Origin of the sequence: Streptomyces sp. NPDC093510 (genome assembly GCF_040683555.1) — a bacterium.
Classification (GTDB): Bacteria; Actinomycetota; Actinomycetes; order Streptomycetales; family Streptomycetaceae; genus Streptomyces.
In genome coordinates this window covers 38,361-54,452 of record NZ_JBFBEE010000037.1, presented here as the reverse complement: position 1 = coordinate 54,452, position 16,092 = coordinate 38,361, and the positions used below count along the sequence as shown (strand labels likewise).

The window sequence follows — 16,092 nt, the reverse complement described above, 5'->3', positions numbered from 1 at the left end:
TGGCGACCTCTCCGGCCTGACCGGCGCCGGGCAGCCCTCCGAACCGATGCTCCAGGCAGCCGTCGTGCTGCGCATCCGCTTCACCGCGGAGCCGGACGGCACGCGGCTGCGCCTGGAGGCCGGGGCGACGTCATCGACACCGCGTACGCACGGCGGATCGCCGGGCTATCTGCTGACTTCCCTGCAGTCGATGGCTGCCGACAGCTCGGCCGAACATCAGCACCGGAGCCTCCTCTCCCCCGAGGAACTGGCCCGGCAACTCGACGGCATGGCCGGGCGCCGTGACCTACCGGGCCGACGGATGCACGAGCTGTTCGAGGAGAGGGTGCGTGAGCACCCCCACCGGATCGCCGCTGTGCACAACGGCACGGAATGGACGTATGACGAGCTGAACCGACGTTCCAACCGCATTGCCCACGCGCTGCTCACCCATGGGCTGGGGGCCGAGGACGTGGTGGCCGTGGTCACCGAGCGAAACCTCGAATGGATGGCCGCGGTACCGCTCCGCGCATCACATAGTCGTGGACGGTTTCACACACGCACTGTTCGCCTCACGCGTCGCCGCCGTCTATACGGCGTTGACGACCGGGGCCCGGCATCAGTCGCACTTCCCTGCGGACCTGCGACGGGTCGTCGAGGCGGACACCGACTACCAGCGATCCGACGCCTTTCGCGACGACGGCGACTTCTGGCGGGCGAAACTGGCGGAGCAGACCGACTTTGCGAGTCTCACCACATGGCGGCCTCCACCGAGCGCCGAATCGTTCCGGGAGAACGGCCGTCTCGAACCCGAGGATGCCGCGGTCCTGCGCGACTACGCGGGCGCCCCCGCCACGGTCCACAACCTGAACTCCGGGCCGGTCGAGGATCTGGCGGTCAACGTGTACAACCGCGGGCCCGCCGAGGGAATGCACATCGCCTTCGACGGAAACATTGCGCTTTACACCCGTGAGGAGCTGGCACGACATGTGTGCGACTTCGTGGCGTTGCTCCGGTCGCTGCGGGATCTCGCGGAGAGCGGCCCGGTCGCTCCGTCTCCGTGACTGAAGCCCTTCGGCACGGCGAGCTTCTCGTCCTCTGCCGCGTGCGGTACCCAGCAGTTCTCACCGATGCGCGGCCAGCACCGCCGCGAGCCCCTCCCGGAGGTCTTTGACGAAATACTCGGGGACCTCCAGCGAGGGGAAATGGCCCCCCTTTTCGGGCGACCTCCACCGGACGATCTGTCGGTAACGCTCGCGTGCCCAGGGGCGCGGGCACTTCTCGATGTCGCCGGGGTACATGGTGATGGCTGTCGGGACGTCGACCCGAAGTTCGGGGTCCAGCGAGTTGTGGCTTTCGTAGTAGATGCGGGCCGCCGACGCGCCGGTCCGCGTCAGCCAGTACAGGGTGACGTCGTCGAGAACGCTGTCCATGGAGATCGTCTCGAACGGGCTGTCCTCGGTGTCCGACCACTCGGCGAACTTGTCGAGGATCCAGGCGAGAAGCCCGACCGGCGAGTCGACGAGCGAGTAGCCGATGGTCTGTGGTCGGGTCGCCTGTTGCTTGGCGTACGCCGCGCGGTGGTGCCAGAAGTCGCGGGTCTCCTCTGTCCATGTGCGCTCGGTCGCCGTCAGTCCGTCCGTTGTCAGTCCGGGCGGCGCCTCCGCGAACAATGTGTGGATGCCGAGGACGTGCGTCGGGAACCTGCCGCCGAGAACCGTGGTGATGTTGCCTCCCCAGTCGCCGCCGTGAGCCACGAACGTGCCGTAGCCGAGCCTTCCCATCAGTTCCACCCACGCCGCCGCGATCTTCTCGGTTCCCCACCCGGTGGTGGCCGGCTTGTCGCTGTAACCGAAGCCGGGTAGCGACGGGACGACGACGTGGAACGCCGGCGCGCAGGGATTCTTGGGGTCTGCCAACTCGTCCACTACGCCGGTGAACTCGGCGATGCTGCCCGGCCAGCCGTGCGTCAAGAGCAGAGGAGTGGCGTCTGCGCGCGCGGATCGGCGGTGCAGGAAGTGGATTCCCAGGTCATCGATGGTCGTCCGGTACTGGCCGATCCGGTTGAGGCGCTCTTCGAACGACCGCCAGTCGTACCCGGTGCGCCAGTAGTTCACGACGTCGACGAGGTCGGCGATGGGCACACCCTGTGCCCATCGACGAGGGCCGGGCGCGGCGCCATGAACCGTCTCGGCCTCCGGTAGCCGCGCGGCGGCCAGTCGCGCGCGCAGGCCGTCGAGGTCGGCGTCAGTTGCGTGGGCTTCAAATGCTTGCACGTCGCTGGTGGGACGGGACATGAGACCTCCTGGCCGTCGTGGAACCGGCTGCGAGCCAAAGCGAACCGGCTATGACGGTTCTAGCAGTCCTTCGAGCCACGCCGCAACCAGCTATGGTGGTTCCATGCGTGCTGCGTTCCCCGACTTCCGCCTCGGTACCGTGCTGGCGACCAGCTTCACGGGGACTCTGTCGGAGCGTCATGGCGACTCCGTGGAGCGCATCCCCGTGCCGCATCGACTTGTCGACTGGCTGGCGGTGAACGGCCTCGCCGTGGACTCCTGCACCGCCGCCCAGCTCGACCTCGCCCGGGAGCTGAGGGAGTCGATCCACGCCGCCGCGACAGCGGCCGCGCTCCAGGACGCTCTGCCCGCGTCTGCTGTCCAGGTCATCAACGAGCGCAGCGCTCAGGGGCGGGCCGCGGCGATCCTGACGCCCGAGGGTGAGCGGCTGTGGCGGCTCAGCTCCGGTTCCCGCGTGGAAGACGCCCTCGGCGTGATCGCCGCCGACGCGGTCAGCATCATCGCGGGCGAACGGGACGGCACATTGGCCTTGTGCGCATCGCCGACCTGCCAAGCCGCCTTCTTCGACACCAGCCGGAGCCGCACCCGCAGATGGTGCGACATGAATACGTGCGGGAATCGCCAGAAGAAGGCGCGCTTCAACGCCAACCAGCGCAGAAATCCCAGATCGGCGGGGTGAGCGTCACCTCGGTACTCGGCCGCATCTCAAGGGCGGCGCGCTGTCAGCCGATGGCTGAGGCATGCACTCACCATGGAACACACACTCACCATCCGTGATCACGCATTTCCTCCCTCTCGTCCGACGCCTGCTTGGTACAGGTGCCGGGCTGTCTGCCGCCCTGCTGTGGACTCTCGTACAGGGTCCAGCGGCCCGGCCTGCCGAGGCCGTCACGCCGCGCCCGGCGGCGAGCGCGGAGGGCAAGGGACTGCAAGCGTTGTTCGGGTCGGAGAACCGAGTGATCCGTACGCACGAGCGGGTGGTCGCCGTGACGTTCAACGCGGCCTGGAACGACGCCGGCCTGCACAGCATCCTCGGTGAGCTCGCCCGCCGTCACTCCCCCGCCACGTTCTTCCTGACCGGCGACTTCGCCGACCGCCACCCCGCGGTGGTGAGACAGATCGCGGCAGCCGGCCACGGACTGGGCAACCACTCCTTCAGCCACCCCCGCTTCAAGGACCTGGGCAAGGCGGGACGACAGCATGAAGTGGTGGCTGCGGACCGGGCCCTTCGCACGGCCGGGGCGGGCAGCGCGGTGACGCCGTTCTTCCGGTTCCCCTACAGCGAGACCAGTCCCGCTCACATCCGGGAGGTCAACGCCCTCGGGTTCGCAGACATCGAGTTCACCACCGACACCAACGGATGGAAGGGGACCCAAGGTGGCATGACAGTGGACCGCGCAGTGGACAGGGCAGTGAACGCCCTGCGCCCGGGAGCGGTCCTGCAGATGCACGTCGGAGCGTCGCAGGGACGCACCGAGGTGATCGACGCCCAGGCCCTGCCCCGGATCCTCGAGGCCGTCACCGCCCGCGGTTACCGCGTCATCGACCTGCGCACTCTGCTCACACCCTGAAAAGCTCGGCGCACAGTTCGGCGAGTGCGCGCCCTCAGCGCGTCGCCGAGCCGTTCTCGGCCAGCCGCAGGTTCTCGCTGGAGTGCGCGAGGTAGCGTTCGAGGAGGTCCTCCGCGTGTGCGGTGTCGCCCTTTCGCAGGGCGTCCAGCAGGGCGCGGTTGCGGTCCAGGTACGGCGAGTGCAGGGCCCGCGGGTCCTCCAAGGCGTGGAAGGCCAGGCGTAGTTCGGCCAGGACCGTACGCATCGCCTCGTCGATGCGGGGACTGCCCGCCAGGGCGACGAGTTCGCGGTGGAAGTGGAAGTTCGCCGTGCCCAGCGCGTCCCAGTCCGAGTCCGCCGTGGCTCGCTCACCGGCGGCGACGGCATCCGCCAGGCCGTCGAGGGCGTAGGGCGGCTCCCCCAGGGAGCGGACCACCGCGCACTCCACCAGGAGGCGTACCCGGTAGATGTCGGCCACGTCGTCGGCGCTGGGGCGGCTCACGAAGACACCCCTGTTCAGCTCGTGGACCAGCAGCCGTTCATGGGTGAGCAGCCGGAACGCCTCGCGCAGAGTGTTGCGGGAAACGCCCAGCGCCGTGCAGATCTCGTCCTCGGACAGCTTCGTACCCGGCTTGAACTGGCCCTCGCCGATGCGGGTGCGCAGCACGTCCGCCACCCGCTCGGAGATGCTGGCCCGCCCCAACAGATCTTTGTCGCCTGCCAGTTGATCGCCTTGGCGGCTCATGAACGCTCCTCCCGACACCTCAACGCCGACCCTATGGCACCCCTCCGCCGGGATCAATGACGCATCCCCTTGTGGGATTGTTCACCAATCCCCTACGGTGTCGCTGCATCAACTCACGGCCCCACGAGCCCTTTGAGAGGTGCACGGCCATGAGCACAAGTCCTCCTCCGCCCGACAAGGCATCCTCGACGGCCCCGGACTCGGTGTCCTCGACGGACCCGCAGAGCACGCGGAGCACACGGAAAGATCCTCCGACGGGAGCCGGAGCCGGCGACGGCGACAACCGCGAGCGCCCCTTCGCCTGGTTCCACGCGCTCGGCCAGGACGGCCGCCGGGCCTTCTTCGGCGCGTACGGCGGCTACGGCCTCGACTCCTACGACTTCTACGTCCTGCCCCTGAGTCTCGCCGCCATCGGCACCTACTTCGGGCTCGACAACGGCCAGACCGGCCTGCTCGCCACGGTGACCTTGCTGGTCTCCGCCGTGGGCGGCGCCGTCGCCGGCGTGTTCGCCGACCGCGTCGGCCGGGTGCGCGCACTGGTATGGACGGTCAGCGTGTACGCCGTGTTCACCGTCGCCTGCGGCTTCGCGTCCGACTTCGGCACCCTGCTGGTCTTCCGCGCCCTCCAAGGCCTCGGTTTCGGCGGGGAATGGGCGGTCGGCGCCGTGCTGGTCGCCGAGTACGCCTCGGCCCGGCACCGCGGCCGCACCCTCGGCTGGATCCAGTCCGCCTGGGCGGTCGGCTGGGGCCTCGCGGTGATCTCGTACACCGTGGTCTATCAGCTGGTCGACGACGACCTCGCCTGGCGGATCCTGTTCTTCACCGGCGCCCTGCCCGCCCTGCTCGTGCTGTACGTCCGACGCAGCGTCAAGGACGCGCCCGTCGCCGCCGCGCGGCTCAAGTCCGGTGGGCGGCAGCGCTCTCTCGGGTCAGGCTTCGCCGAGATCTTCCGGGGGCGACTGCTGCGTACGACCCTGCTGGCCGGACTGTTGTCCACCGGTGTCCAAGGGGGCTACTACACGCTGGCCACCTGGATTCCCAAGTACCTCAGCGAGGAGCGCGGCCTCTCCGTGACGGGCGTGGGCGGATTCCTCGTGGTGCAGATCGTCGGCGCCTTCTCCGGTTACGTGACGGGGGCGCATCTGGCGGACCGGCTGGGGCGGCGGCGCACCATCCAGATCTTCGCGGTGCTCTCGGCCCTGTGCGTACTGTCCTACTCCCGGGTGCCCGGTGACTGGGACGAGATCTCCCTGCTGCTCGGCTTCCCGCTCGGATTCTGCATGTCGGCCATCTTCTCCAGCTTCGGATCCTTCCTCGCCGAGCTCTACCCCACCGAAGTGCGCGGCACCGGGCAGGGGTTCACGTACAACACCGGCAGGGCCGTGGGGGCCGCCTTCCCCACCCTCGTCGGTTTCCTCTCCGACAGCTGGGGCGTGGGCGGCGCGCTCGGCTTCGCCGCCGCCGGCTACGCGCTGGCCTACGTCTCGCTGCTGGGGCTTCCCGAAACTCGCGGCATCGAACTGCGCTGAGGCGCGTACGGCACCTCCGTACAGCCGAGGCGCTCCACGCTCCGCACCTCATCCCACACTCCACACCTCACACCAACCCCTCGCCTGCCGAGGAGAGTTGGAGGCATTCCGTGAACGGACCAGCTCCCATGCCCCGGACCGGCCGGGCCGGTGACGGCATCAGGCGGTTCCCCGCCTTCACCGGTTCACGCGACTTCCTGCCCACCTTTCGCAAGGCGGTGGTCCCTCCGCGTACGGAATGGCAGGGCCTGCGCGACAAGGTGCTGCCCGCGCTGCTCCTGGACACGGGGGACGACGGCTTCTCCGACGCACTGCTGGACGCGTTCGCCTACATCCTGGCCCCGGAACCGACCGAGAAGCTGGTCGCGTACGCCAGGGTGCGCCGCCCGACAGGAGCCCGCTTTCTGACCATGCAGGCCGGCACCGGTCTGAACGGAACCAGCCCGCCCCGCATCGGCAGGCTGCGACTGCGGACCTTCCTGCTGATGCGGGACCTCGTGGAACAGGCCCAGCAGGCACGGCAGGCCCAACAGGACCAGCAGGCACAGCAGGACCAGCAGGACCAGCCGCACTCTGATCACCTTCGGCCGACGCGGAACCCCCTGGACGAGAAACCCCTGCGCGATGCCGTCTACCGGCTGCGCACCCAGAGCGGGCCACTCGGCGCCCTGACCAGGCTCAGTTGCGCGGAATCCGCTCCCGTGGGCAGCTGGATCGACAAGGTGTGGCTGGTGGCAGGCCCTCCGCTGCTCCACACCTTTCCCCGGTGGTGCTGGGCGGCCTGGTGGAGCCGGCGGCTCATCAGGTCCAAGCACAGCTGGTTCGTGTCGTGGCGCGGCATCGACGCTTCGGGCCGGCTCTTCGAGCGGATGAGCAATCTGCTGACGTTGCAGGACGGCGGCCCGGAGGGCCAGCTGGAAACGCTCGAAGAGTTACTGTTCCGCGCCCTGCTGGCCGATCTCGCCAAGGCGGGGCCCGGACGGTTCGGCCCCTGGGCGCGCCGCCGGAGGTCCCGCCGTGTGATCCTTCTGGACCTGCCACGTGAGGGCACTCCTGGCGCCGAGCTCACCCGGCGGTTCCTCGACACGTATCTGAAGGTCGGCGTCACGGCGGGCAGCGCCTCGCTGCTGCTGGTGGGGGCGGGGCACGCCGCCGCGTACGCGGACGAGAGCTGGCCCCGGTGCAGCACCCTGAACCGGGCCGCCGAACTGCTGGTTCCGGCGGCCGACGGCGCGACCGCCCCGTTCCCACTGCTCGTCTCGGCGAGCCCACCCGCTCCCGTCGGCACCACCGGGGCCGACCAGGGCGAGCGTCTGCACCCGGCCCCGGTGAAGCACTTCCGCTGGGGTCCGCGGACCGAGCTGACCGGCGCGCTGTCGGTCGCCGCTGCGGCCCTGACCGTGGCGCCCCTGATCGTGTGCCCGCAGCTGGCTTCGCAGGAGAAGGACTGTCTGGACGGCGCGGTCGTCGAAGGGCGCGCCGCTCCCACCCCGCTCCGCGCGGCGACCGATGAGGGCGGGACACCGAAGGAACAGTACGACGAGGTGGTCGGCGCGATCGAGAAGCTCAACGAGAAAGCGCTGACCGCCGAGAAGAAGTTCCACAAGCCGGTGCGCCGGGTCGTCTACCTGGGGTCGGGAGTGGACCCCGACCCCGATCAGGTGGTCATGAACGGCACGATCCCCGAACTCCGCGGGATCCTGCTGGGCCAGGAGGAGCTGAACCGGCTCGCGTCGGAGGACGCGAACCGGGTACGGCTCTACGTCGAAGTACGGGACACCGGAACGAAGTTCAGGGATGTCGTCCGGCACGCGAAGGACGTGGCTCGGGCCGCCAGGGCCAACAGCCGGCACCAGGACAGCCGCACGGTCGTCGGCGTGATCGGGTTCAGGGAGAGCCGGAAGTCGACCAAGGAGGCAGCGCGCGTCCTGAACAACGGGCAGGTGCCGGTGATCGGCACCACGGCCACGGCGGACGCGATGCAGCAGGCAGGCGACTACTACCAGCCGATGTCGCCGGACAACAGCCGGGAGACGGCGGTGGCCGCGCAGTTCGCGCGGGACGGGCGCATCATCGAGACGGCGGCCGGGCGCTGCGAGACGTCCACGCGGGCCCTGGTCGTCAAGGACCCCAACGATCTCTACACCAACGAGCTGGGCGCGAAGTTCGTCCGCAACTTCGGCGGAGGCACCGAGACCTGGGAGTTCCCTGGCGGCGAGGGGGCGGAGATCTCGGCGCGGGACACGGCGGCGCATGTGTGCGACGTCATCAAGGAGGACCGCCGCACCGTCGTCTACTGGGCCTCCCGCGTCGACCGCTTCACCATGTTCGTCAACGCCTACCCCGACTCCGGTTGCGCGGGAATACCGCTGACGGTGATCGGCAGCAACGAGCTCACCAACGCCGCGCTCGGCGGCAAGTTCCTGGAACACAAGTGGCTGCGGCTCTACCACACCGTGCATGTGCTGCCGGACGGGCACCCGGACGGGAACGGCCAGGCCAGGGAGTTCATCTCCCGCTACATCGACCGCTACACGAAACGTGATCCCTGGATCAACGACGGCCATGTGGCACTGGCGCACGACGCGCTGAAGGTGCTGTCGTCCGCCGCGGACCGGGAGTTCACGAGCACCGACGCCGTCGACGCGCAGGGAGTCAAGTCCAAGATCGACGAGGGCATCCGTTTTGAAGGCGTGAGCGGCGACATCCGGATTCCGCACCGGCACGCGGCCCACCCGCCCTTGGACAAGGCGTTGGTCGTGCTCAAGCACACGAAGGGGGGCCAGCGGCTGGTACTGCACTGCGGGGCCTTCCGGCAGAACGGTGACGGCCCGGTCGAACGCTGGGGGCCCGGCGGCCGGTACGCGTGCCCGCCGGACGACCTGACGCCTGACGACCTGGCGCCTGACGCCTGACGCCTGACGACCTGGCGCTTGGCGCCTGGCGACCTGGTACGCAATACCTCGCAACGCTGGTCCCGCCCCGCTTGTCAGAGGTGCGCAGTACCGTCCTGTCATGGCAGCCAGAATCGATCTGACCCTTGATTGCACGGACGCGCACCTCCTGGCCGAGTTCTGGAAGACGGCCCTGGGGTACGTCGACGAGCCGCCGCCCGCTCCCTTCAGCACCCGCGAGGAGTGGCTCGCGCAGTTCGACCTTCCGGATGACGATTCCGCGGACGACGCCGCGTGGCTGTGCGATCCCGACGGCGTCGGCCCCCGGCTCTCCATTCTCAAGGTCCCTGAACCGAAAGCAGCGAAGAACAGACTGCACATCGACATCCGGGTGCAGGGACATGGCAGTTCCGATGAGCGTTGGGCGCGGATCAAGGCGGAGGCCGAGCGTCTGGTGAAGGCGGGCGGGAACGTCCTCGATGAGTTCGATGGGCACCACATCGTCATGGCCGACCCGGAGGGAAACGAGTTCTGCGTCGCTGCGGCCTCGGCCTGAGGACTGAGGGCTGCGGAGTGCGAGCTGAGGACTGCGGCCGACGGGCTCCGCGGAGCTTGCCTCGCGGCACGTACACGGCTCACTACGCGCCCCAAGATCAGCCGAGACCACGATGGGCGGCCCACAACTCCCCGGCGCGGCCGGCAGCATCGGCGACCAGGGCCGCCAGCTCGGGTTCATCGGGAATAGGGAACGAGACGTATGCACCCCGACCACCACCGACCGGTCTGCCATAAGCCTTCACGGCGAGGTGACCGTCCGGGAGAAGCCGGACGTTGAGTGTGGTCAGCGTGAACTCTTCACCGCGTCGAGTGTCCGTCCAGCGGAGCGCCTGAGGTATCACGACATTGATCGCCAGAGCGCTTACTTCCAGGTCGCTACTCATGGACGGATGATCTCACGCGCGTCGCCGCAGGCGCCCGCCACCGACTCACGCGGCAGCCAGTTTGAGCACGACTCGACGCGCGCCCTAGGACTGAGCGAAAACAACGTGCGCCGGGCGAGGTGACATCGGCAGGATGCCCCGCGTGACTAACATGCCGAGCAACGCCGTCCCCGACCCTGCCGTCCTTGATGCCTTCGGCGTGAAGGGGTCCAGGGTTCCGCTGGTGGGTGGGCAGGGACGGAGCGTTCTCGTCGGTGAGTGCGTGTTCAAGCCCGCGGAGGGCCCGGCCGACGAGATCGAGTGGGCGGCCTCCTTGTTCGAAGAGCTGGGGGCGTCGAGCAGTGGCTTCCGCGTTCCGCTGCCTCTGCGGGCCGCCGACGGGCGGAGCGTCGTGGACGGCTGGACTGCCAGTGAGTTCGTGACCGGTCAGCCCGGTCCGCAGGGACGCTGGACCGGTGTGCTCGACGCCGGCCGTGCTTTCCCGGTTGAGCAGGACGCGGCTCAGCTCATCCATGGCGACCTCACGGGCAATGTGCTGTTCGCCGCGGGTCAAGCGCCCGCGGTCATCGACTTCTCCCCGTACTGGCGCCCCCCCGTCTACGCCGAAGCCGTCGTGATTGCGGACGGTCTGCTGTGGTTCGACCTTCCGTCCGACCTGCTGACGGCCGCCGGCAATCATCCTGACTGGCCACAGTTATTGGTCCGCGCACTGATCTTCAGGCTCGTGGCGCACAGCGAGAATGCGCGGTCTCTGGGGCGGGCTCCGTCGGGCGAGGCGGAGCGCTACGCAAGGGCGGCCGACGTTGTGGCGAGGAAGCTGCTGTACCGCACCCGCGCCCGCACCCGCACCCGCACCCGCACCCGGACCGTGCCGGATCAGTAGCCGTAGATCATCTTGTAGGCGACCTCGGGGAGGAACTGCCCGGCCGAAGAGCCCGTTCCGACGCCGCAGTTGCCGTCGGACTCGCCCGGAACCTTGATCCACAGGAGCATCTCGGCGCCTCCGCCCAGTTGGGTGGGGGTGCCGGTACGACGGCCCGCGGGGTTGCACCACTGGCCGTCGGAGCCGTTCCCGTTGCGGCTGGTGTCCACGACGAACGGCTTCGTGTAGCCGTACCGGGCCTTGAGTTCCCTGTTGACGGCGTTGCCGTACGCGGTGTTCTCGGCCGTGGTCAGGTAGTTGGAGACGTCGAGCGAGAAGCCGTGGGCCTGCCGGACGCCGGCCTCGTGGAGGCGCCGGGCCATGGTCGCCGCGTCCGCCCAGGCCGGGTTGCCCGCGTCGAGGTAGACCCAGGTGTTCGGCGCCTGGCGATTGAACTCGGCGAGCGCGCCGGTGAGCATGCCCTCACGTTCGTCGATCTGCGCCTGGGTCATGCAACCGTAGTCGCCGAGGGAGTCCGGTTCGAGGACGACGACGGCCGGGCGGCCCGCGATCCCGCCCGCGAACTGGGCGATCCATTGCGCGTAGGCGGACGGTGAGGAGGCTCCGCCCCCGGAGTGCCCGCCGCAGTAGTCGCGGTTGTAGATGTTGTAGGCGACGAGGACGGGCAGCTTGTCCTTGGCGTCCGCGGCGCCGACGTACGCGCCGGTCGCGGTGCCGATGGTGCCGCTCCAAGAGCCGAACCAGCGGGCCGTCGGGGTGTTGGCGATGGATGCGTTGATCGCGGGCGCCCGGCCGTCGCCGGGGTTGGCCGCTACCCACCGCTTCGCGCTGGAGTCGGGGTCCACGTAGAACCCGTGGGTCATGGTCGTCGGATCGGCCGCGTGGGCCGATGGTGCGGCGGCGAACGCCAGCGACAGTGAGGAGAGCGCTGCCCCCAGGGCGAGCAGTCTGCGGCGCATGACGGTACCTCGGCTTTCTGACGGGATGCGTCGGGCGGTCAGGATGAACAGGAGGCGAAGGAGTGGGGGGAGCGCTCCCAGGGGCGGGCGGCGCTCTCAGGGCGGGCAGCGCTCCCATGGCCGGGCAGCGCTCCCTCACGGCATGGTCGGTCGCAGGTTGGTCGAGTCAGTCCGGGCCGGTCGGCCACCACCCGCCGGGTCTCGGGTCCGGCGAAGGTCTACTTGACCCGCATCTCGCACCACATCCGGCGCCCGTGTCCGACCTCGCGTACCGGACCGCTCAGGGTGAGCGGCACAGTGTGGTGGACATGGGCGCTGGAGGCGGCGACGCGCAGTTCGAGGGCTCCGGGTTCGACGACGCGGCGGCCGTCGGCCCCCGTGTACGCGGCAAGGTCCGCGGGGAACGTGGCGTGCACCTCGGCCGACGCCCCGGCCTCCAGCGGCACCCTGGCGTACCCGACGAGCCGCACCTCGGGGCGGGCCGCCGTGCCGACCGGGTCGTGCAGATAGAGCTGGACCACTTCGGTTCCGGGGCGGTCACCTGTGTTGCGGACGGTCAGCCGCAACGTGGTCTCGCCGTCGGTGGCGAACTCCGTGGCGTCGCAGAGCGGTGGGCCCCAGCTGAACGCGGTGTACGACAGGCCGTGCCCGAACGGGTACAGAGGCGTCGGGTCCACGACGCTGGGGAAGCCGTGCCGGCCGAGCGGCGGCGCGAGGTACGGGGCGGGCTGGCCACCCGGGCTGCGCGGCACCCCGACGGGCAGGCGTCCGGAGGGCTCGACACGGCCGGAGAGGACGCCCGCGACAGCGCCGCCACCCTCCTGGCCCGGGAAGAACGCCTGGACGACGGCGACGGCCCGCTCTGCCCAGCGGCCGAGCGCGTAGGGCCTTCCACTGAGTACGACGATGACGACCGGCACTCCGGAGGCCATCACCTTGTCCAGCACATCGCCCTGCCCGTACGGCAGTTGGAGATCCTCGGCATCACAGCCCTCGCCGGACGAGCCGCGCCCGAACAGGCCCGACCGGTCCCCGACCACGGCCAGGCAGACGTCGGCGGCCGCCGGCTCGTCGACGAACACGGCGGCCGGGAACTCGACACGCAACGCCTCGGCGAACGTCGGCACCTCGACCCCCGTGGGCAGCTCGGGATGGTGCACGCCCACGTGCCGGGGGAACGTGTAGCAGCCGAGCATGGCGGCCTGCTCGTCGGCGAGCAGGCCGACGACGGCGATGCGCGGCCCGCCGCCCAGCGGCAGCGCGCCGGAGTCGTTGGCGAGCAGCACGACCGACTCCTCGGCGACCTTCCGCGCCAGCTCCCGCATGTGCGGGGGGTTCAGGTCGACGGGCTCCCCGCCCGTGACGGGCTCCCAATCGGGGTCGAGCAGTCCCAGTTCGCACTTCTGCGTCAGGACACGCAGCGCGGCCCGGTCGAGCAGCTCCTCGGGGAGCGCGTCGGCGGGGTGGAAACAGCGGGCCGCCGGCAGCTCCACGTCGACACCGGCCGCGAGGGCGAGCCGTGCGGCACGGCCCTCCCCGTCGGCGATCCGGTGCGCCTCCTCGAGGAGTGAGATGCCGTAGTAGTCCGATACGACGGTCCCCGTGAACTCCCACTGTTCGCGCAGCAGTTGGGTGAGCAGGCCCGCGTGGGCGTGGGCGGGCAGGCCGTCGACGTCGTTGTAGGCGGGCATCACGGAGCGGGCGCCGCCGTCGCGTACCGCCATTTCGAACGGTGGCAGGAACACGTCCGCGAGCTCCCTCGGGCCCAGCGAGGCGGGCGCGTGGTTGCGGGCGGCGCGCGAGGCCGAGTGGCCGGCGAAGTGCTTGAGCGTAGCGACGATCCCGGCGGCCTCCAGGCCCCGCACATAGGCGGTGCCGATGGTGCCGACGAGGTACGGGTCTTCGCCGATCGCCTCTTCGGTCCGCCCCCATCGGGGGTCCCGCACGACGTCCAGGACCGGAGCGAGCCCCTGGTGGACGCCGACGGCGCGCAGCGACCTGCCGATGGCCTGCGCCATCTCGGTGATCAGCACCGGGTCGTAGGTGGCACCCCAGGCCAGCGGGGTCGGAAAGACGGTGGCCTGCCAGGCGGTGAACCCGGTCAGGCACTCCTCGTGGGCGATCGCGGGCAGGGCGAACCGGTTTCCGGCACGGACCGTGCGCTGCAGCTCCGCGAGACGGGCGGCCCCCTCGCCGGGTTCGACGGGCACGGTGCCGAAGGGGCGGGTGAGGTGGCCGAGGCCATGGGGCAACAGGGCGTCGAGGGCGGCGCTGCGGGCCGCGTAGGTGTGCTGTCCGGGGGCGACATCGGAGGCTCCGCTGTCGGTGGGCTCGGCGCCGATCCATGCGCTGGACAGCTGGGCGGTCTTCTCCTCGGTGGTCATCCGGGCAAGCAGGTCCGCCGCCCGGACGTGGACGGGCAGGGTGGTGTCCTGCCATGGCTCGACCATGGGACTCCTCAAATACGGTGCGGGACGGGGAGGTTGACGCCTGTGGGCTCAGCCTTTGGTGGCGCCCGTGGTGATGCCACCGATCAACTGCCGTTCGGCGACGGCGTAGAAGGCGAGGGCGGGCAGCATGGCGAGGACGAGATAGGCGAAGACACGGGCGATGTCGGTGCCGTACTGGCCCTGGAACTGCTGCACGCCGATGGGAATCGTCCACCAGCTCTGCTCGCTGAACACCAGCAGCGGGAGCAGGAAGTTGTTCCAGCTGCCGACGACGGCGAGGATGGCCACGGTGCCGAGCGCGGGCCGCGCCATGGGCAGCAGGATCCGCCAGAAGAACCCGAACGCCGAGCAGCCGTCGAGGGTGGCGGCCTCCTCCAGTTCACCGGGGATCTCCCGGAAGAAGCCGCGCAGGATGACGATGGTCATGGGCAGCCCGAACGCGGCCTGCGGCAGGATCACGCCCCAGGGGTTGTCGAGCAGCCCGAAGGTGCGCAGCAGGACGAAGAGGGGCAGGATCGCCACGGCGAACGGGAACATCAGCCCCACGGTGAAGAGGGTGAAGAGCAACTCCCGCCCGCGGAAGGCGAAACGGGCGAGCGCGAAGGCGGCGAGGGCGGCGGCGCCCACGGTCAGCACGGTCGTGCCGACGGCGATCAGCGTGGAGGCGCCCAGCATGCGCCAGAACGAACCGGAGGCGAGTACATCGGTGTAGTTGGACGTCACCCACGGCGAGGGCAGGCCGAACGTGTTGCGGGAGAGCTGGTCGGTGGACTTGAACCCGGACATGAACGCGTACAGCAGTGGCGTGACCATGAAGACGCCGACCAGCCACACCGTCACGTACAGCGGCACGGAGCGCAGCTTCGCGCGCACGCCCGCGCTCATCGGGAGGCTCGCATGGTGGTGAGAGCTCCCTGGGTGTCGCGGCGCAGCACGGACCGCTGGTAGAGGAGGGCGAAGACGAGGCTGATGAGGAACATGGCGATGCTGACCGCGCTGGCGTAGCCGATCTGGTAGCGCTTGAAGCCGAACTGGAACATGGTCACGGCCATGGTCTCGGAGTGGTGGTCGGGTCCGCCCTGCGTGACCACCCACACTAGGTCGAAGAGCTGGATGGCGCCGATCACGGAAAGGAATACGCTGATGCGGATCGTCGGCCCGAGCAGCGGCAGGGTGATGTGGCGGAAGCGGTGCCAGGGGCCGGCGCCGTCGATGCGGGCCGCCTCGTGCAGTTCGGCGGGGATGCCTTGCAGTCCGGCCAGGTACAGCATCATGTGGAAGCCGAAGTACTTCCATGTCATGACGAGGAACAGGGTCGGCAGCACATGGTCCTGGTCGGCGAACCACAGTCCACCGAGGCCGTCGAGGCCGACCGAGCCGAGCACCTTGTCGGCGAGCCCGTCGTCGGGCGCGAAGATCATGGAGAAGAGGACGCCGGTGATGACCTCGGACAGGACGTAGGGGGCGAAGAACAGCATCCGGTACAGGGCCCGCCCGCGCAGTTTCTGGTTGAGCAGCACGGCCATGCCGAGGGCGAACGGGAGCTGCACGCACACCGAGAACAGCACGAGCAGCAGGCCCCGCCACAGGTCCCCGAGGAAGACAGGGTCGCGGATGAGCCGGGTGTAGTTGTCGAGGCCGACGTAGTCCGAGGGGGAACCGAAGCCGCCCCAGTTGAAGAGGCTGACGTAGAGGGCGTACAGGATCGGGGCGAGCACGAGCGCGCCGAACAGGAGCAGGGCGGGCAGGGTGAAGCAGAAGGCGGTCAGCCAGTCGGCGGCCCGACGGGCCGACGGCCGGCCGGTCCTGGTGTCCGGCTGCCGCGGTGGTGCGGGCGCCGGCTCCTTCACGTACGTGGAGGTCAT

The 16,092-nt window shown here is 69.6% G+C and carries 14 protein-coding genes and 1 pseudogene; 8 read left to right on the top strand and 7 right to left on the bottom strand.

The features are described 5' to 3' along the window. Nucleotides 1-147: 147 nt before the first annotated feature. Together AB0N81_RS38205 and AB0N81_RS38200 are read left to right on the top strand one after the other, a co-directional pair. Nucleotides 148-499, top strand: a pseudogene (locus tag AB0N81_RS38205) (AMP-binding protein); the annotation flags it as partial. Nucleotides 500-521: 22 nt separating this feature from the next. Next, the gene (locus AB0N81_RS38200; RefSeq protein ID WP_365366829.1) at nucleotides 522-1,043 is read left to right on the top strand and encodes a hypothetical protein; all 522 of its coding nucleotides are present in this window, start codon (nucleotides 522-524) and stop codon (nucleotides 1,041-1,043) included. Nucleotides 1,044-1,103: 60 nt separating this feature from the next. Here the strand turns inward: AB0N81_RS38200 and AB0N81_RS38195 are convergent, their stop codons facing one another. Beyond that, nucleotides 1,104-2,276: an epoxide hydrolase family protein gene (locus AB0N81_RS38195; RefSeq protein ID WP_365366827.1), complete on the bottom strand. Its 1,173-nt coding sequence runs from the start codon at nucleotides 2,274-2,276 to the stop codon at nucleotides 1,104-1,106. 103 nt (nucleotides 2,277-2,379) lie between these two features. On the opposite strand from AB0N81_RS38195, the gene AB0N81_RS38190 reads away from it, so the two are divergent. Beyond that, nucleotides 2,380-2,955 carry a CGNR zinc finger domain-containing protein gene (locus AB0N81_RS38190; RefSeq protein WP_365366825.1) on the top strand — a complete coding sequence of 192 codons (576 nt, stop codon included), beginning with the start codon at nucleotides 2,380-2,382 and terminating at the stop codon, nucleotides 2,953-2,955. A gap of 277 nt (nucleotides 2,956-3,232) precedes the next feature. After that, complete coding sequence (locus tag AB0N81_RS38185; protein ID WP_365366823.1) at nucleotides 3,233-3,847, top strand: polysaccharide deacetylase family protein; 615 nt, start codon at nucleotides 3,233-3,235, stop codon at nucleotides 3,845-3,847. Nucleotides 3,848-3,881: 34 nt separating this feature from the next. On the opposite strand, the gene AB0N81_RS38180 is transcribed toward AB0N81_RS38185, so the two are convergent. Then, entirely contained in the window at nucleotides 3,882-4,571 is a 690-nt protein-coding gene (locus AB0N81_RS38180; protein ID WP_365366821.1) for a GntR family transcriptional regulator, read from the bottom strand. Between the two features lie 149 nt (nucleotides 4,572-4,720). Between AB0N81_RS38180 and AB0N81_RS38175 the strand changes: the two genes are divergently transcribed. The 3 genes from AB0N81_RS38175 to AB0N81_RS38165 all read left to right on the top strand — a co-directional run bounded on the left by AB0N81_RS38175 (nucleotide 4,721) and on the right by AB0N81_RS38165 (nucleotide 9,550). Beyond that, nucleotides 4,721-6,100, top strand: coding sequence for an MFS transporter (locus tag AB0N81_RS38175; RefSeq protein WP_365366819.1), 1,380 nt, complete (start codon nucleotides 4,721-4,723; stop codon nucleotides 6,098-6,100). A gap of 128 nt (nucleotides 6,101-6,228) precedes the next feature. After that, nucleotides 6,229-9,015, top strand: coding sequence for a hypothetical protein (locus AB0N81_RS38170; RefSeq protein ID WP_365366817.1), 2,787 nt, complete (start codon nucleotides 6,229-6,231; stop codon nucleotides 9,013-9,015). 100 nt (nucleotides 9,016-9,115) lie between these two features. Continuing rightward, nucleotides 9,116-9,550: a VOC family protein gene (locus tag AB0N81_RS38165; protein WP_365366815.1), complete on the top strand. Its 435-nt coding sequence runs from the start codon at nucleotides 9,116-9,118 to the stop codon at nucleotides 9,548-9,550. A 97-nt stretch (nucleotides 9,551-9,647) separates the two neighbouring features. Here the strand turns inward: AB0N81_RS38165 and AB0N81_RS38160 are convergent, their stop codons facing one another. Further along, a complete protein-coding gene (locus AB0N81_RS38160; RefSeq protein WP_365366813.1) occupies nucleotides 9,648-9,935 on the bottom strand; it encodes a hypothetical protein in 288 nt (95 codons plus the stop codon). A gap of 151 nt (nucleotides 9,936-10,086) precedes the next feature. Between AB0N81_RS38160 and AB0N81_RS38155 the strand changes: the two genes are divergently transcribed. Continuing rightward, nucleotides 10,087-10,818 carry an aminoglycoside phosphotransferase gene (locus AB0N81_RS38155; RefSeq protein WP_365366811.1) on the top strand — a complete coding sequence of 244 codons (732 nt, stop codon included), beginning with the start codon at nucleotides 10,087-10,089 and terminating at the stop codon, nucleotides 10,816-10,818. Here AB0N81_RS38155 and AB0N81_RS38150 read toward each other — a convergent pair. From AB0N81_RS38150 to AB0N81_RS38135, 4 genes are all read right to left on the bottom strand, one after another. Then, complete coding sequence (locus AB0N81_RS38150; protein WP_365366809.1) at nucleotides 10,812-11,777, bottom strand: glycoside hydrolase family 6 protein; 966 nt, start codon at nucleotides 11,775-11,777, stop codon at nucleotides 10,812-10,814. The genes AB0N81_RS38155 and AB0N81_RS38150 overlap by 7 nt on opposite strands. Nucleotides 11,778-11,995: 218 nt before the next feature. Next, the gene (locus tag AB0N81_RS38145; protein WP_365366807.1) at nucleotides 11,996-14,227 is read right to left on the bottom strand and encodes a glycoside hydrolase family 3 N-terminal domain-containing protein; all 2,232 of its coding nucleotides are present in this window, start codon (nucleotides 14,225-14,227) and stop codon (nucleotides 11,996-11,998) included. Between the two features lie 48 nt (nucleotides 14,228-14,275). Continuing rightward, on the bottom strand, nucleotides 14,276-15,112 hold the full coding sequence (locus AB0N81_RS38140; protein ID WP_365366805.1) for a carbohydrate ABC transporter permease: 837 nt from the start codon (nucleotides 15,110-15,112) through the stop codon (nucleotides 14,276-14,278). Further along, nucleotides 15,109-16,092 (bottom strand): sugar ABC transporter permease, encoded by a 984-nt coding sequence (locus tag AB0N81_RS38135; protein WP_365366866.1) that lies wholly within the window; start codon nucleotides 16,090-16,092, stop codon nucleotides 15,109-15,111. Before AB0N81_RS38135 ends, AB0N81_RS38140 begins: the two co-directional genes overlap by 4 nt.

Excerpts from the sequence above, each read along its gene's own strand:
- AB0N81_RS38195 (WP_365366827.1), bottom strand. The coding sequence starts at position 2,276 with ATGTCCCGTCCCACCAGCGACGTGCAAGCATTTGAAGCCCACGCAACT.
- AB0N81_RS38190 (WP_365366825.1), top strand. The coding sequence starts at position 2,380 with ATGCGTGCTGCGTTCCCCGACTTCCGCCTCGGTACCGTGCTGGCGACC.
- AB0N81_RS38180 (WP_365366821.1), bottom strand. The coding sequence starts at position 4,571 with ATGAGCCGCCAAGGCGATCAACTGGCAGGCGACAAAGATCTGTTGGGG.
- AB0N81_RS38175 (WP_365366819.1), top strand. The coding sequence starts at position 4,721 with ATGAGCACAAGTCCTCCTCCGCCCGACAAGGCATCCTCGACGGCCCCG.
- AB0N81_RS38170 (WP_365366817.1), top strand. The coding sequence starts at position 6,229 with ATGCCCCGGACCGGCCGGGCCGGTGACGGCATCAGGCGGTTCCCCGCC.
- AB0N81_RS38165 (WP_365366815.1), top strand. The coding sequence starts at position 9,116 with ATGGCAGCCAGAATCGATCTGACCCTTGATTGCACGGACGCGCACCTC.
- AB0N81_RS38160 (WP_365366813.1), bottom strand. The coding sequence starts at position 9,935 with ATGAGTAGCGACCTGGAAGTAAGCGCTCTGGCGATCAATGTCGTGATA.
- AB0N81_RS38155 (WP_365366811.1), top strand. The coding sequence starts at position 10,087 with ATGCCGAGCAACGCCGTCCCCGACCCTGCCGTCCTTGATGCCTTCGGC.
- AB0N81_RS38150 (WP_365366809.1), bottom strand. The coding sequence starts at position 11,777 with ATGCGCCGCAGACTGCTCGCCCTGGGGGCAGCGCTCTCCTCACTGTCG.
- AB0N81_RS38145 (WP_365366807.1), bottom strand. The coding sequence starts at position 14,227 with ATGGTCGAGCCATGGCAGGACACCACCCTGCCCGTCCACGTCCGGGCG.
- AB0N81_RS38140 (WP_365366805.1), bottom strand. The coding sequence starts at position 15,112 with ATGAGCGCGGGCGTGCGCGCGAAGCTGCGCTCCGTGCCGCTGTACGTG.
- AB0N81_RS38135 (WP_365366866.1), bottom strand. The coding sequence starts at position 16,092 with ATGACCTCCACGTACGTGAAGGAGCCGGCGCCCGCACCACCGCGGCAG.